The sequence below is a fragment of the Microcystis sp. LE19-84.1B genome (assembly GCF_027531875.1).
Lineage (GTDB): Bacteria > Cyanobacteriota > Cyanobacteriia > Cyanobacteriales > Microcystaceae > Microcystis > Microcystis panniformis.
Map to the genome: position 1 here is coordinate 1 of NZ_JAPZSR010000361.1, position 14,207 is coordinate 14,207.

Below are 14,207 nucleotides of genomic sequence, written 5' to 3' on the forward strand. Positions count from 1 at the left end.
ACCTTTATAGAGACAGACATTGCCGCAATTTTTGTCAATTGTTTGCGATCTGAAGCGAACTAATCAATTAAATCTTTTGCCAGATAAGGATTGAGTCGATTTATGCTCCCCTATCGAACCATACCAAGTCCCGAAGAGCCAGAATTTAGAGTTAGGGCAGTCGGAAATTAAAGGCGATATCCGAACCCTAGACGCGAAGATAGAGGGTTTAAGCGATCGAGTTAAAGTTATAGAGAATGCGGCGGGGAAAACCACCGATCTCGCCGAAAAAGTCGGAGAATTGAAAAACTGGAAACAGATCGGAGTAGTGGTGATCACGGCTTTGCTCAGTTCGATCCTCAGTGGTGTTACGGGTGGGGTAATCGGTTGGCTAATCCGAGCGGCGAAAGTTAACCCCTAATGGCGTTGCTGAATCAAGATATGAAGACTGATTTTGCACCTGTCCACCAGAACGTAGGTTGGGTTGAAGCATGAAACCCAACGCCCGATTATGTTACGCTACTGCTAACCCATCCTACACATAATTCTGCCTCCCTACTTATGAATGCTGATTTTGCACCTGTCCACCAGTCAACCTAGTTCTAGGTTTTAAAACTTACCCAAAAAGACAGGCAATAATTATCGCCAAAATACTCTGGGGAGTAACCTAAATAACCAACCTTAAAAAAACTCGCTGCTACACTTGAGTCAGTAGATGCACCCTGATGAAAAAGGAGAGTCAAAGAAAGCTCTCCTTTTTTTTTGTTGAGAAAGCAATCCGGGGGATTTAGCCGCGGTTAGCAGGTAGTTTCGCCTTGCGTGCCATGTCTTTGAAACCATTCAAACTTGGACCCGGGCGACGGCGAGACAGACTAGGAGTAATCAAGTATTTTGTCGCAAATTCCACTTCTTGCGGCTCTACTTTACCGTTAGTAGCGGCTACAGGTGCCGGTGCGCTCACAGGAGCGGCGGGAGTTTCTTTTACTTGCTTTTCTTTCTTAACAGAAGTTTTTTGGGCTTTTTTCTCGGCTACAGGGGCGGCAGCAGACTCCACAGCAGCGGCGGGCGCTTCCACAACAGGGGCGGCTGCTGCCGTGGTTGCTGTCGCTTTTTGTTCACCATCGGTTTCTTTTAGTTCTAGGTAAAAGTCAGATTTTTTGCCACCAAAGAGATTTTTTAACATCGGGGATCACTCCGAGAGTTGGGAAAATGTAAAAGACTAGGTATTTAAAAATTTATCATTGACCGGGATCAGGCAGCAAACAAGATTATTCTCTTGACAATTTCTCTCCTTCATCTATTTTTCTCTGGATAATCCATACCAGAAAAAGTGTTTTAAAACAAGTTAAATTTACAAAAATTAACAAAAATCAAGAACGAGAAACCCCGACGCAAACAAGGGCAAAAACTGCTAGAGACGTTGCTGACAACGTCTCTAGATTATTTATTGGGGATTTAGCCGGCTGCGGGTACACGGCTGCCGCTAACTCCGGGTGCCGGACCACGACGAATATTGGTTTCCGTTTCGATGGGAACGAATTCAATATGATTAAGGAGGGTAGTAACGAAAGCAAAGAGTAAAAAAGGCAAAGAGAGGACGACGACTAACCCCACGGTAGCGAGGGCGAAAATTTGTCTAGTGCTACTCCAAAGAGCTAGAGTGGAAGCCAGAGTAAGAAAAATAACGATTAACCAGACGATTATTTGTCCGTAAATATCTCCGAAGGTGAGGGTGCAAACCATGCGATAGTTACGAAAATCCTTATCCATAACAGTAAACCCGTAGATAGTCAGTTATTGTTTTAGGGTAAGTCTAGAATCGTCAGCTTGGTCAATATTTAAAGGTTTTTATAAACACTTGTTGATAAATCTTTACAATTCCGCGCCGAGCGGGTAGCCAAATCTAGAGATAAGTAGGGAGGCACAATTATTTGTAGGATGGGTTAGCGGTAGCGTAACCCATCGGGGCGTTGGGTTTCATGCTTCAACCCAACCTACGTTCATCTTATATTTAATTCCACCCACCTACTTAAGAGCGGTATTGTTTGGTTGCTCTCCTCAGAATTGATAAGAATTGCTAAGAATTACCAAAAAACTGGCCATAATTTTGGCGAACGCTCTTTACAATTAAATTATAAAGGCAAGGAGGAGCAAGCCTAATGAAAACTTTTGTTGAGCGTTATTGGTCTTGGTTTAATTGGACAACCCTAGCCATGGTTGTTCTCGGTTTCTGGTTAAGTGCCAGTTTCGTCATCGATTTAATCATTCTCCCCAGCTTATCCGTAGCTGGCATGATGACACAAAATGGCTTTGCCAGTGCTGGTTACTTGCTATTTGGCATTTTTAACCATCTGGAATTAGTTTGTGCGGCGATTGTGCTGTGTAGCTTTGTTGTCTTCCACCGCTATCATACCTTAATCCATCTCCCCGAACATCGATCGCTCCTATTCGCTGGTGTTCTCTTAGTAATCACCCTAATTTACACCTATTTTCTCACTCCCAATCTGAGCGCTATGGGTTTACTGGCTCCCGTTACCGCGTCGGGAATGTCGGGAGAAATGATGTCTTTGCAGATTGGTTACTGGTGTCTAGAAGTGGTTAAAGGTTTAATCGCTTTCACCCTGTTGCGCTGGTGTTGGCGAGATGCCTTTAAGTTAGCTTAGTTGTTGATTACAAGCGGGGTTCAACCCGCTTTTTTTAGTTCTAGCAATATAATCCGCCTATTGGATTCATGGACGGAGAGGCACCACAACCATCGAAGCCAAGAATACAAGTCATAAATATTTTACACTTCATTTAGGTGCCCTAGGGGATTCCATGATTGATAACGGACAACTTTAATAACTTGCTATCTAAAAATAAATCAGTTACAATCTTTACAAATTAACTTCGTCTGTGAGGAAAGCTGGAAGTGTTGTTAAAAAAAGCCAAAAGAAACAGCCAGATGAGACACATATTTTCCGGAGGAATTTTCATTGCCTCCTGTGTGGGTACAGCCATACTTGGCGATGGGGTGAAGGCCCTTCCTTCCCCCTTAGACATTGACGCTGCTTCTATTCGGGTATCCCAGGAAAAAATTATCATTCATTCCCCCGTGGAATTAGAGAGGACAGAAAGAGTTCTGACCACCAATTCCTTCTCGACAACAGAGGGATTAGCCGATAGTAATCTGCCCTCATCCTTAGAAAATAAACCAGAGAAATCTTCCCGCGATACTTTAGCAACAGAAAAGACCAGGACAATTTCAACCCTAGAAGAATGGAAGGCGAATCTAGGGACAACGCAAGCGAGTCAGCTTTTACCGGCAGGGGATAATAACTCTCCAGAAGTCGGAAAATGGCAAGCACAAGCATCCACCCCCGTTGATACCAATGTTTCCCCCGAATTGCAGCGTTTACGTCAAGAGTTTCTGATTGAGAAACCGCAATTAACGCTACAAACCCTTTCTGCGAAACTGGCGGAATTTGTGGTTACTCCTAGTGGCAGTATCTCTACTCCCAGCGCTTTTGGAGCGACTTTTGGGCAGATTTTCGGTGGTTTCGGTTTCCAGTCGAGAACCCGTTTTACCAATCAAGCAGATGGTGGGTTAGCCCTAGGGGGTGGTTTGGGAGACCCCCAGAAAATTGTCGGTTTAGATGTAACTCTGGCGATTTTGAGCCTTTTTGGTGATAATGCCGGACGGGGCAGTTTTAGCTTTAAAATTCACCGTTCTCTGCCAGAAGGTTTTGCTGTGGCCCTAGGATTTGAAAACGCTATTAACTGGGGTGGGACAGATGGCAGTAGCAGTATCTACGGGGTGGTGAGTAAATTTTTTCAGTTAACAGAAACAACGAAAGAACCCTTTAGCCAATTGACGCTCTCTTTGGGTGTTGGTGGTGGTCGTTTTCGCTCGGAAGGAGCCATCGAAGATGGGGTAAATTCCCTGGGTGTCTTTGCTAGTGCGGGTTTACGAATTGTTGAACCAGTCTCGGCCATTGTCGAATGGTCGGGTCAAGACTTAAACGCAGGTATTTCCCTGATTCCTTTCCCGAAAATCCCCTTGACGGTTAACCTTGCCGGCGCTGATTTAACAGGCAATGCCGGGGATGGCGCTCGCTTCGTCATGAGTATCGGCTACAATTACTTTTTCCCCCGTTAGTCGTTTTTTACATTGTCTAATTTAGTTTTTTTGAATGAGGATAAAGACCATGTTGATGAAATGGTTGACTAATTGGCAAGTTTCCCTAGTGGCGGCGGTTTTGCTGACCAATGCCCTAGTCTCTCCCGTTATGGCGCAAACCGGCAACCAATCCGATATCACCGGACCAATTCTTTCCACCAGTGATTTTGCCGGTCAAACTATCCCCACCACCACCGTCACGGGATTGGGATTTCAGGGGGGAGAACCGGCTCAAATCTCTGTTAATCAGGCGGCTGCTTCTGTGAATACTCAGTTAGCTGATAATAATTTAACCTCCCCCACGGGTACCCCGATTCCCGCAGCCGTTCAGCAATCGCTACTGAGCATCTTAACCGGGGATGCACAGGCGGGTAATAATATCAATGCTGTCATTGCCGCTCTTTACTCAGCCCCCGGCGCACCGCCTTTAAATGTCATTCAAGACTTATTGGACAGCTTAGAGAGACTGACCAGGGATGAGAAGGTAGTTCCAGCTAAATTGCTGGCGGCGGTGCAGGCCTATAATGCGATGATTTTAGCCAGTAACGAAGAGTTTCTCCGCAATCCTCCCGCAGAACTGCGAGCAATTCAAGCATTCTTAGCTAAATTGGTGCAACCCACTATTAGCTAACCCGCATTTTCCCTGCTCACTTCACCATAGTCTCCTTGGATTAGAGGGCTGTGGTGAAGGCTCCACGGTGGGCGCGGTGGTTGGCGGTGAGGGAGTTAGAGAAGGGGTATTTCTTCCCCCTAAGGATTCTTGGAGCTTGTCGCGCAGTTTTTTGGCAATATCGGAGTCAGGATTAATTTTGAGAGCTTGTTCGTAGGCGTCCAGCGCCTCTTGGGGGCGTTTCCAGTAGGTCAAGACCAGACCTTTCCCGTACCAAGCTTGATAGAGTTGAGCATCGAGTTGCAAGGCTTTTTCATAGGCGGCATAGGCGAGGGCTAATTGTCCTAACCGCCACATTTTATTGCCTTGATTAAGCCAGTTTAGGGGATTAGTATCGTTCTTATGGGGAACTTCAAAAGCCTTGTATAATTCATCACCAATTTCCTGGAAAGATAAGGCATTGGGGGGCGAACTTTCGACATTTATCTGCCCTTGAATGCCAGACTGGGGTGCTAATTTCAAAAAAGTAGTGATGGGAATAGCGAGACTAAAGCCAATTGGCACGGGAACCTTTGCGATTTTTTCGGCTTCATTTTGTCCGTGAACCGCGATGACTCGTCCATTGATATCCAACACTGGACCGCCACTCATGCCCCCATAGGTGACACTGGTATAAACTATCTCATACCCCAACTCCGGAGGAAATATTTTCAGCAAGGGTGTAATGTATTTGGGTAGCACTTTCCCCACATTGAACAATCGTTTCCGCTTGCCGATAAATTTCGGATCCGGCCATCCAGAAGCAAAAATAAATTGTTCGTCAGCTACTTGATAGTTACCCAAGGTCGCTAATTGATAATTTTGGTCGCTCTGAAACTGCACGAGGGCTAGATCTACTCCGGGTAATTTTTTGATGCTATTGTAATCGAGCGGATATTGCTTACCATCCCAAGTAATAATTTTAAGTTGATCGTAATAGAACTTGCAGGCATCTCTAGCATCTTTACAGATTACATGACTAGCAGTAAGAACAGTATAAATCCTTCCTTCTTTGGCAATAATTGATCCAGAGCCATTAGCAGCAATTTTCCCATTCGCCCCCTCTTCTTCTGAGGGGATTAAAACGGTAATCTTTTCAGCAATTTTTTCTATCTGCTCAGTTGTTAATGCCTTAGCAATCTGAGGAGAAACCACAAACACCGCTATACTAACTAGGGCGGCGGAAATTTTCAAGAAATTGTTGCTCATCTGGTTTAAAAATACAGTTGAGTGGAATTTACCAGAGTGGTCTGGGAGCGGGATTCTTTTCTCTTGGGGTTGACGAGGATGGAGAAGGAAAATCTTCCGAGAAAGTGGTTTCTCTATGGGTGGGAAGCGATGGAGGGGAAACCGAGGGCTGTTGCGGACTGGAAGCAGATGAAGAAGATGACCCCGATTGTAAAAAAGTCCCGATAGGAATCGCCCAACTTAATCGACTCATTTGTTCCCACAGTGCTGGTGAAGTCACCGTTCCATCAGCAAAAACGTAGGATTTACCCCAGAGAGGATAAGCATGAATCCCGTTAATACCAATAACTTTACCTTGCCGATTCAGCAGCGGTCCGCCACTCATGCCATTTTTAATCTTATTGGTGTAGCCGATTTGGTAGCCTCCCGAAAAGGATTTATCACTCAAAAGCGACACTTTACCCAGGGTGAAGGTAAATCCTTGTTCTGTCGGGCGATCGCCATCGTAGGGAAAGCCGGCGGCGAAAACTTCATCTCCAATAGTGAGATCATCAACATTAGCCAAATCAGCAATAGAATAAACTTGGCTACTGCGAAAAGAAACTAAGCCTAAATCATAATTATTCAAGCGAACTGTTCTGACCAACTCACCCCGATGTATCTTGCCGTCAGGGGTTTGTATTTGCCAACCCCGATAGCGATACCGCCCTAAAACATGGTCATTCGTGAGGACTTTGTAGGAAGAACCCTGCTTTTCAACTAAAATGCCCGAACCCCAGCCTTGCCCTGATAACACCTTAACGGTAACTGCTCTGGCTAACTGACGCAGCTGTTGTTCTGAAAGTTGTTGAGAGCTATGGGCATTGGCCTGGTTAGGTTCCAGAGCGGGAGCATAGCTTGGGACAGCAAGCAAAGGTGTGGACAGTCCCAATAATAAACCGCCCGCACCAGCCAAAATTCTTTTTATAGGCCGACTCACTTGATCACTACGCTCCTATCTATAGAACTAGAAAAGTTTACCAAACAGGGGGCGTTGGGTTTCATTCTTCAACCCAACCTACCTTATCTATAGAACTAGAAAAGTTTACCAAACAGAACCGCCTGATGGTTTTTGGGGGGGTTGTTCGGGAGAAGTCTCTGGCAGTGGAGAGGGGGACGAACCGGTAGCCAGATTTGTTTCCACGGGAGCATTTTCTAGGAATTTGTTGAAATAGACAATGACAGAATCCGATGAGCTTTCAAACAAAGGCTCGGTTCTGGAGCCCTCCCGGAGGTCGAATAGCTGTTGGATTTTCTCGGTTGCGTCTTCCCCTTTCTTGAGGGTAAATAATAGGTTACTGCTATTTGCCGGTTCTCGTCCATGACTAGGGGAATAGATGACCGGCAGACCATTGAGATAGCCAGTGGTAATAATATCAATTCCTCTAGGTCGAGCGTCAAGGGTATTGAATCGTTTAGTTACTTCTAGACACCGTTGCTGGGGAGTGTAACCGGAACCGCTAGAATAACCAGAAACCCAACGAATCACAGCTTTGCGTTCATTAGAGCCGACTTTGACATAGGTTGTGGGAACTCCCACATGGCGGCCTGTCACTGGTAAAAGACACTCGAATCTGGCTTGAGCTTGGCTCGGTGATTGTAAGGTCAAGGCAGCTCCTAAACCAATCAGAGCAATGGTCAGAGTTTTTGTCAAAGTTTGTAATGTCATTGTCCTTATTCTAATCCTGCAAAGGGACTCTACTATACACTTCAAAGGTAGCTGTTATTTTTCCGCAAAACAAACAAAAGCAAGGCCTTTGCAACAATTCTTATTTTTTGGGATTAGCTTTTCTTCAAACTCCTTTAAGAGAGCAATCAGATGAGTTCGTTTACCCCAAAGCAGACCAAACTTCTAACTTACTGACCACACGACGAATCACCTCATCGGTAAACTCACTCATGGTCATTTGGCCCCCTAAATCGGGGGTTTTTTTGCCCTCGTGAATAGTTTCAAAGACACTTTCATAAATTGCCCTGGAAGCTTTATGCGCTTCGTTAGTTTCGATATAACCTAACAAAGCTGCCGAGGCTAAAATCATCGCCATGGGATTAGCGATATTTTTGCCCTCTAAAGCGGGGGCTGTGCCGTGGGGAGCTTCTGCCATAATAGTTTTAACTGCTAAGGTTTCCTCATCAAATCCCAAAACTAAACTTTCGGCCCCAGCAATACTGCCATAGAGTTGCAAGACAAAATCAGATAATAAATCCCCATCGCGATTAAGTGCTGGAATCACCAAAGCTTCGCCGTCGGTTTGTAAAAGTAGGGCAAAAGTTGCATCAATTAACAGGGGTTGATAACGCACTTCTGGATGTCTTTGGGCCGCCGCGTCTAATTCCTCTTTAAACATCCCCTCGTAGGTGGCACTAACGGTGAATTTTGGGCCGCCAAATACCCGCGCCCCGGTTTTTTTGGCCTGTTGAAAGGTGAACTCGGCCACAGCGCGACTGGTAGCCCTAGAAATGCGCGAGGTGCGATAGGCAATTTCATCGCCGGTGGCAGTGGTTTCTCGCCATTCTTTGGCCCCGTAGGCATCGTCAACGGCCATGCGGACAATGGCAATGGGAGAATAAACGCCCCCAATCGGACGAATACCGGGGATACGGCGACCGATGCGGAGAATTACCTGAGAATTCATTGCTTCTCTTAAGATAGCGTTGGGACTGCCCACATCTCCTTTAATTTCTGGGGTGATAGTAGCAGCTTTCAGGGCTAATCCGGTTTTGAGAGTTGCTTCGGCGGCCTCATGAACCACTTGATTGTTACTCTGGCGACGCTGGGCTAAACTAAGATCAAAATCGGCAAAGTTAAGCGGTTGACGAATTATCGAGGGTTGCAATACTCTCAGGGCTTCTAGTAATAGTTCTTCTCCAGTTTGGTCGCCGTGCATGACCACAATGGTGGGGATATTTTCCGTCATAATTTTTGAGTTTTAATAAAAATTTTCAACTATATGTTAATCCTTAATTGGCTGGTTAATCGGCTAAAAAAGATACTTTTTACCTTAATTAATTCTGTAGTTTTATCAATCTTGCAGAAAAAAAGTATATAATTAATATTACGCCCGATCGCTAATTTAATTAGCAATCGGGCGCTGGTGAGAATTAATTGAACCAAGATTTAGAAAGCTTGTTCAACTTCGGCGATTTCGGGAATCACTTCCCGGAGACGGCGTTCGATACCCATTTTTAGGGTCATGGTGGAACTGGGACAGGAACCGCAAGCGCCTTGAAGACGCAGTTTGACGACTGGCCCATCGATTTCGACTAATTCCACGTTACCACCATCCGCCATCAGGTAGGGGCGCATTTCATCTAAGACTTGTTCGACGTTATTGGGAGTCAGTGTTAAAGACATAATCAGCTTCTGGTCAGAGATTTATTAGAGTGTAGTTGCTTCAATCCTAACGCTTTTTGGGCGGGAATAACCCTTAAGATTGTAAAAGCTGTAGATTGATAAAAGTAAATTCTGTGGTGGATTTTTCGCCCCCGGCATCGATTGCGTTAATTACTTGACAGGAGGGTAAATAATAATTACCGATTTTTTCGTAGGTTTCCTTAAAGTCACGTTTTCCCTTTAATTCATCGGTTTTAGCATTGCGGAAAATGGCATTATAGCGAATAGAAATATAACCTTCTCCCGTATCGAGACTTTCCTCGGTATTAATAGTAAAAGCCATCGGTCCCATGACTCGACTGACTTGACAGATTTCCTGGCCGCGGACTTTATAATTAGACCCCATCGCATCGCCGGTGACAAGAATTTCTACCGCACCGGTGGGATCATCTTGCCCGAAATTAAACTGGTTTTTGCCGTGGGAAGCATCAAAATTGCCTCTTTTGCGGTGAGTAACGATGTCGCGCATTTGATTATAGATACTTTCTTGCACTTTCTCGTCATCAATGCCCGTTACTTCCACACTATAATCGGCATTAACTTGAATTTTGCCCGTATGGACTTCCTCTCCTTGGGTGAGGATAATATCAGCAGTGTAACCGGGGAATCCTTCATCCCAAGTGTAACGGTTTTCGTAGGCGGAGCGGAAAATATCTCGGGCGTTCGTCGTGGCTACAGTCATAATCGCTTTACTTGTGTTGATAACTCTATTTATATCATTGTCGCTGATTTTTTCGCCTCTGGCCGAGATTTCTAGGAAACTAGATGAATTTGACAACTTAACTACCTATGACTTATAGAAAAAGTTAGCTAGTTGCCGGGGGCGTATCGCGATAGTATTTGATGATCAAAAATCGGGCTAAAATAGAAAAAACTCACCCTCAGCGACCACGGCGATGGCAGAAGAAACGGCGAAAATCAAGCTTTATCGGAAAACCTATCAACTTCCCCAACTAAATCGCCCCGATTTATTGGTTTTGCAGGATCAGATTCAAGAAAGACAGCAACTGATTAAAACTGGAAAACGGGTTCGCCATACATGGTTAGGATTGAGGAAAAAAGAAGAACCCCTCAATTTCGAGGAAACTTTTCAAGAATTAGAAAGATTAGTCGGGGATTATAACCAGTTAATCAGATTTCTCACCGACCATAAGGATGAATACCGGCGGTTTTTCCAGTCACTGACCGAGGAAATCAAGGAGGCAGTGGCGGTTAAATGCCAGAAATTGGCAGAAACAGAGCGAAAACGCCAATCTTTGGAGAATAGCATCGGCTCGGCCGACCTGCGAGATACCCTGAGACTACAGAAACAGCAGATTTTCCGCACCGTGATTCTTGTTGGTCGCGCCAGCTTGCTTATGCTCAAGAAAATCGACCTAATCAGCGAAAGTATCCAGAAATTAGCTGAAGATCAGGATACACAAAAACAGGTTTTCTCGAAAATGATCGGCGAGTTGAACGGGTACAAACAAGTGTATCAGTTGCAGCTGGAGTTAGATAATCTGGAACAAGAAGCGATCGAAATGGCCAAAGTAGCCATTAATCTAGAACAATACCTAAAACCAATTATCGGGCAGTTTCAAGGCTTAATCGATCAAGTAGTGACCATTGACGGGGAACTTTCCCGCAGTGTCAGCGAAGTGGAATCCCTCGTCCAGAACATTCTTAGTTCCGAATCGGCCGTATCTTTCCGCAAAAACGAGAATCTATCGGCTAGTTTGCTCAATTTCCTCGTTACCAGCGAAGAAAAGCGCGGCCGTTTAGCGATCGCATTAGAGCGAGCCGAGCAGGAAGGATGGCAATGGACGGAAGTGGAAATCCCCGACGAGGAAATCGAACTGGAAACCGCCATTCAACGCATCAACAATCATGTAATCGAGAGAGTCGGGAATTTTACCACCTCCGTCGTCGGTGACTCTCCTATTCCTCCCCTTCCTAAACTGGGGACACCCCCAAGCAATAAAACTCCATTTACCGAAAAACTACCCAATGGGATAACACTGGAGATGGTGAGCTTACCAGCAGGTGAATTTCTCATGGGATCTCCTGACAGTGATCCCGATGCTCGAAGTTATGAAAAGCCTCCACACCAAGTTAACGTCAACAGTTTTGCGATTGGTAAATATCCAGTGACTCAGGCACAGTATGAAGCCGTAATGGGAACAAATCCCTCTCATTTTAAAAACAATCCGCAGAATCCGGTAGAAAAGGTTAGTTGGAATGATGCTCAAGCCTTTTGTCAGAAATTGAGTCAAATAACAGGGAAAACCTATCGCCTCCCCACAGAAGCGGAATGGGAATATGCCTGTCGTGCGGGTACAACTACTCGCTATTATTTCGGTGATGATGCTAATCAGTTAGGAGATTACGCTTGGTATGAAGGAAATTCTCAGGATAAAACTCATCCTGTGGGCCAGAAAAAGCCCAATGCTTGGGGACTCCATGACATGAGTGGCAATGTTTGCGAATGGTGCGAGGACAATTGGCACGATAACTATATCGGAGCGCCAAAGGATGGATCTGCGTGGACTATCAATAATGATAATCGTTCTTTATTGCGGGGCGGTTCTTGGTACCTCAATCCAGATAGCTGCCGTTCCGCTTACCGCTACTTCGACTACCGCCGCGACAGCCACGACAGCGACTACGGTTTTCGGGTGGTGTGCGGTGCTGGGAGGACTCTGTAACCCTTTTACCCTTTTTACCCTTTTTACCCTTGTTTCAAGGCTCTGCCTTGAAACACAATATATAAGGCTCTGCCTTAAAGCAATATTCAGGTAGAACCTGAAGAGAGCGTTCCCAGGTAGAACCAGGGAACGAGATAGCCGCGGTTTTCGGGTGGTGTGCGGTGCTGGGAGGACTCTGTAACCCTTATTTTCTTTTTACCCTTTTTACCCTTGTTTCAAGGCTCTGCCTTGAAACACAATATATAAGGCTCTGCCTTAAAGCAATATCCAGGTAGAACCTGAAGAGAGCGTTCCCAGGTAGAACCAGGGAACGAGACAACTAACGAGACAACTATGACTTGGATGCAATCTTTGCAGATCTACGCAAGAAGCAAGCGGAAAGTGGCAGAGAAGTTGTCACCTTGTCGCGAAAACCCGGTCTAGCAAAACGTTGGAGCGGAGGAGCGAAAGATATGGGCGATGATACAATAGATAGCAGTGGCCGCTCAAGTTAGAATGGGATGAGGAAGTAAGAGCTTTTTCGGCAAATTGTCCCCAATTAAGAGAAGACTTGAAAGATTTTCAGGTTTGCTGATTTTTACTTGATAGCTACCAGCAAAAGATAGCTCCCAACAATTGTATCAATTTATCAAAGTTTGGAGAATAATTTACCGTTGACGGATTTAGTATAATCTAATTAATAGACCACCTCAACAGGATAAAATGGGTTTAGTTTCAGCCAAAATACAACTTAGTAACCCCGTTGATCGTTCCCTATCGCCTCTAGAAACCGCAGCTTTGGCTGATACGGGAGCCTTGCATCTCTGCATTCCTGCACATATTCAAATTCAGTTAAAATTAACTGAAATCGATCGCAAAGAGGTAATTTTAGCTGATGGTTCCCGTCAACTGGTTCCCTACGTTGGACCGATCGAAATTCGTTTCAAAAACCGCGTCGGTTTCGTCGGTGCTTTGGTGATGGGGGATCAAGTATTGCTTGGTGCTATCCCAATGGAAGATTTAGACTTAATCGTTATTCCCGCAACTAGGACTATTGATATTAACCCCAATAGTCCTAATGTAGCTACCTCGATCGCTAAATAGATAGGCCCCAGAAATTATATTAATTTATCAAAGTTGGGAGAATAATTTACTGTTGATTGATAGCGATCGAGATTGGGAAACCATTATTAAAATGCGATCGCTTTGAACTTTTCCTATTCCCTTTGAGTTGCTTGTCTAACCTGTTCGATATCTAATTCTAAAGCTTGTGCTATCTGTTCAAAGTTTAATCCTAATGCCAATAAACGAGGAATAGAGGCTAATTTTGCCGCTAATTCGCCTTCCTCTCTACCTTCCTCTAAAGCTTCCTGATACACTTTAGTTTGTCTTAAATCGCTTAAACTAAACATCGCTTCTATCTCCTTTCTACTGACTTGGGGTAACTTATAAACCAAAATTGTCTCTATTAATTCTAAAAGTTCTTGCTGTTGTTTGACCTTAGGTAATTCTTCTCTAATCCGTGGAATTAATTGTTTTCCCTGCCATCAAATCATTACAGATATGCCAATAATCCCAGATGATAGAGAATAGATATTTCCGAAAATTAAATATGCGTAACCTGAAACCCTTGGTAGGGACAATTCATGAATTGTCCCTACGTTTTCGGAGTACAATTTATGAATTGTCCCTACGTTTTCGGAGATGTCTAATGATGACACAGCTAGTCTCCTGCTATAGTACAAAAGTCGTTTAGCATGATACGCTATCTAACCTTAGTGCGATCGCTTTGAACTTTTCCTATTCCCTTTGAGTTGTTTGTCTAACCTGTTCGATCTCTAATTCTAAAGCTTGTGCTATCTGTTCAAAGTTTAATCCTAATGCCAATAAACGAGGAATAGAGGCTAATTTTGCCGCTAATTCGCCTTCTTGTCGGCCTTCTTGTCGGCCTTCTTGTCGGCCTTCCTCTCTACCTTCCTCTCTACCTTCCTCTCTACCTTCCTCTCTACCTTCCTCTAAAGCTTCCTGATACACTTTAGTTTGTCTTAAATCGCTTAAACTAAACATCGCTTCTATCTCCTTTCTACTGACTTGGGGTAACTTATAAACCAAGATTGTCTCTATCAATTCTAA

Annotated in this window: 15 protein-coding genes and 2 pseudogenes; 7 read left to right on the forward strand and 10 right to left on the reverse strand. The window is 44.6% G+C overall.

The genetic code is table 11. The annotated features are described in order from the left end of the window. Nucleotides 1–139 precede the first annotated feature (139 nt). Nucleotides 140–400: pseudogene (locus O9324_RS27310) on the forward strand (hypothetical protein); the annotation flags it as partial. Between the two features lie 366 nt (nucleotides 401–766). Here O9324_RS27310 and O9324_RS20275 read toward each other — a convergent pair. Beyond that, a complete protein-coding gene (locus tag O9324_RS20275; protein ID WP_288141149.1) occupies nucleotides 767–1,162 on the reverse strand; it encodes a hypothetical protein in 396 nt (131 codons plus the stop codon). Nucleotides 1,163–1,434: 272 nt separating this feature from the next. Further along, nucleotides 1,435–1,749, reverse strand: coding sequence for a hypothetical protein (locus tag O9324_RS20280; protein WP_287627096.1), 315 nt, complete (start codon nucleotides 1,747–1,749; stop codon nucleotides 1,435–1,437). A 389-nt stretch (nucleotides 1,750–2,138) separates the two neighbouring features. Here O9324_RS20280 and O9324_RS20285 point away from each other — a divergent pair, with 389 nt between their 5' ends. The 3 genes from O9324_RS20285 (at nucleotide 2,139) to O9324_RS20295 (ending at nucleotide 4,769) form a co-directional block, all read left to right on the forward strand. Next, nucleotides 2,139–2,642 (forward strand): hypothetical protein, encoded by a 504-nt coding sequence (locus tag O9324_RS20285; protein ID WP_190359572.1) that lies wholly within the window; start codon nucleotides 2,139–2,141, stop codon nucleotides 2,640–2,642. A 248-nt stretch (nucleotides 2,643–2,890) separates the two neighbouring features. Beyond that, nucleotides 2,891–4,117 carry a hypothetical protein gene (locus O9324_RS20290; protein ID WP_346304826.1) on the forward strand — a complete coding sequence of 409 codons (1,227 nt, stop codon included), beginning with the start codon at nucleotides 2,891–2,893 and terminating at the stop codon, nucleotides 4,115–4,117. A 49-nt stretch (nucleotides 4,118–4,166) separates the two neighbouring features. Next, nucleotides 4,167–4,769 carry a hypothetical protein gene (locus O9324_RS20295; protein ID WP_288141150.1) on the forward strand — a complete coding sequence of 201 codons (603 nt, stop codon included), beginning with the start codon at nucleotides 4,167–4,169 and terminating at the stop codon, nucleotides 4,767–4,769. A 21-nt stretch (nucleotides 4,770–4,790) separates the two neighbouring features. On the opposite strand, the gene O9324_RS20300 is transcribed toward O9324_RS20295, so the two are convergent. From O9324_RS20300 to O9324_RS20325, 6 genes are all read right to left on the reverse strand, one after another. Continuing rightward, the gene (locus O9324_RS20300) at nucleotides 4,791–5,996 is read right to left on the reverse strand and encodes a tetratricopeptide repeat-containing S1 family peptidase (RefSeq protein WP_288141151.1); all 1,206 of its coding nucleotides are present in this window, start codon (nucleotides 5,994–5,996) and stop codon (nucleotides 4,791–4,793) included. A gap of 28 nt (nucleotides 5,997–6,024) precedes the next feature. Continuing rightward, nucleotides 6,025–6,954, reverse strand: coding sequence for a S1 family peptidase (locus tag O9324_RS20305; RefSeq protein ID WP_288141152.1), 930 nt, complete (start codon nucleotides 6,952–6,954; stop codon nucleotides 6,025–6,027). A gap of 105 nt (nucleotides 6,955–7,059) precedes the next feature. Continuing rightward, nucleotides 7,060–7,683 carry a COP23 domain-containing protein gene (locus tag O9324_RS20310; protein WP_288141153.1) on the reverse strand — a complete coding sequence of 208 codons (624 nt, stop codon included), beginning with the start codon at nucleotides 7,681–7,683 and terminating at the stop codon, nucleotides 7,060–7,062. 160 nt (nucleotides 7,684–7,843) lie between these two features. Continuing rightward, nucleotides 7,844–8,932, reverse strand: a complete 1,089-nt coding sequence (locus O9324_RS20315) for an isocitrate/isopropylmalate family dehydrogenase (protein WP_185241203.1) — start codon at nucleotides 8,930–8,932, stop codon at nucleotides 7,844–7,846. A 200-nt stretch (nucleotides 8,933–9,132) separates the two neighbouring features. Beyond that, nucleotides 9,133–9,369: a NifU family protein gene (locus O9324_RS20320; RefSeq protein ID WP_002735229.1), complete on the reverse strand. Its 237-nt coding sequence runs from the start codon at nucleotides 9,367–9,369 to the stop codon at nucleotides 9,133–9,135. Between the two features lie 73 nt (nucleotides 9,370–9,442). After that, complete coding sequence (locus tag O9324_RS20325; protein ID WP_104398375.1) at nucleotides 9,443–10,090, reverse strand: DUF3386 domain-containing protein; 648 nt, start codon at nucleotides 10,088–10,090, stop codon at nucleotides 9,443–9,445. Between the two features lie 214 nt (nucleotides 10,091–10,304). On the opposite strand from O9324_RS20325, the gene O9324_RS20330 reads away from it, so the two are divergent. The 3 genes from O9324_RS20330 to O9324_RS20340 all read left to right on the forward strand — a co-directional run bounded on the left by O9324_RS20330 (nucleotide 10,305) and on the right by O9324_RS20340 (nucleotide 13,178). Further along, complete coding sequence (locus tag O9324_RS20330; protein WP_288141154.1) at nucleotides 10,305–12,095, forward strand: SUMF1/EgtB/PvdO family nonheme iron enzyme; 1,791 nt, start codon at nucleotides 10,305–10,307, stop codon at nucleotides 12,093–12,095. A gap of 338 nt (nucleotides 12,096–12,433) precedes the next feature. Further along, nucleotides 12,434–12,589 carry a hypothetical protein gene (locus O9324_RS20335; RefSeq protein ID WP_288141155.1) on the forward strand — a complete coding sequence of 52 codons (156 nt, stop codon included), beginning with the start codon at nucleotides 12,434–12,436 and terminating at the stop codon, nucleotides 12,587–12,589. 208 nt (nucleotides 12,590–12,797) lie between these two features. Beyond that, nucleotides 12,798–13,178, forward strand: coding sequence for a pepsin/retropepsin-like aspartic protease family protein (locus O9324_RS20340; protein WP_002766286.1), 381 nt, complete (start codon nucleotides 12,798–12,800; stop codon nucleotides 13,176–13,178). Nucleotides 13,179–13,291: 113 nt separating this feature from the next. On the opposite strand, the pseudogene O9324_RS20345 reads toward O9324_RS20340, so the two are convergent. Further along, nucleotides 13,292–13,618 (reverse strand): annotated as a pseudogene (locus O9324_RS20345) (DUF2887 domain-containing protein); the annotation flags it as partial. A 256-nt stretch (nucleotides 13,619–13,874) separates the two neighbouring features. Further along, on the reverse strand, nucleotides 13,875–14,207 hold a 333-nt coding region (locus O9324_RS20350; RefSeq protein ID WP_288141156.1), incomplete at its 5' end, for a DUF2887 domain-containing protein.

Coding starts and splice junctions, on each gene's coding strand:
- O9324_RS20275 (WP_288141149.1), bottom strand. CDS start 1,162: ATGTTAAAAAATCTCTTTGGTGGCAAAAAATCTGACTTTTACCTAGAA.
- O9324_RS20280 (WP_287627096.1), bottom strand. CDS start 1,749: ATGGATAAGGATTTTCGTAACTATCGCATGGTTTGCACCCTCACCTTC.
- O9324_RS20285 (WP_190359572.1), top strand. CDS start 2,139: ATGAAAACTTTTGTTGAGCGTTATTGGTCTTGGTTTAATTGGACAACC.
- O9324_RS20295 (WP_288141150.1), top strand. CDS start 4,167: ATGTTGATGAAATGGTTGACTAATTGGCAAGTTTCCCTAGTGGCGGCG.
- O9324_RS20300 (WP_288141151.1), bottom strand. CDS start 5,996: ATGAGCAACAATTTCTTGAAAATTTCCGCCGCCCTAGTTAGTATAGCG.
- O9324_RS20310 (WP_288141153.1), bottom strand. CDS start 7,683: ATGACATTACAAACTTTGACAAAAACTCTGACCATTGCTCTGATTGGT.
- O9324_RS20315 (WP_185241203.1), bottom strand. CDS start 8,932: ATGACGGAAAATATCCCCACCATTGTGGTCATGCACGGCGACCAAACT.
- O9324_RS20320 (WP_002735229.1), bottom strand. CDS start 9,369: ATGTCTTTAACACTGACTCCCAATAACGTCGAACAAGTCTTAGATGAA.
- O9324_RS20325 (WP_104398375.1), bottom strand. CDS start 10,090: ATGACTGTAGCCACGACGAACGCCCGAGATATTTTCCGCTCCGCCTAC.
- O9324_RS20330 (WP_288141154.1), top strand. CDS start 10,305: ATGGCAGAAGAAACGGCGAAAATCAAGCTTTATCGGAAAACCTATCAA.
- O9324_RS20340 (WP_002766286.1), top strand. CDS start 12,798: ATGGGTTTAGTTTCAGCCAAAATACAACTTAGTAACCCCGTTGATCGT.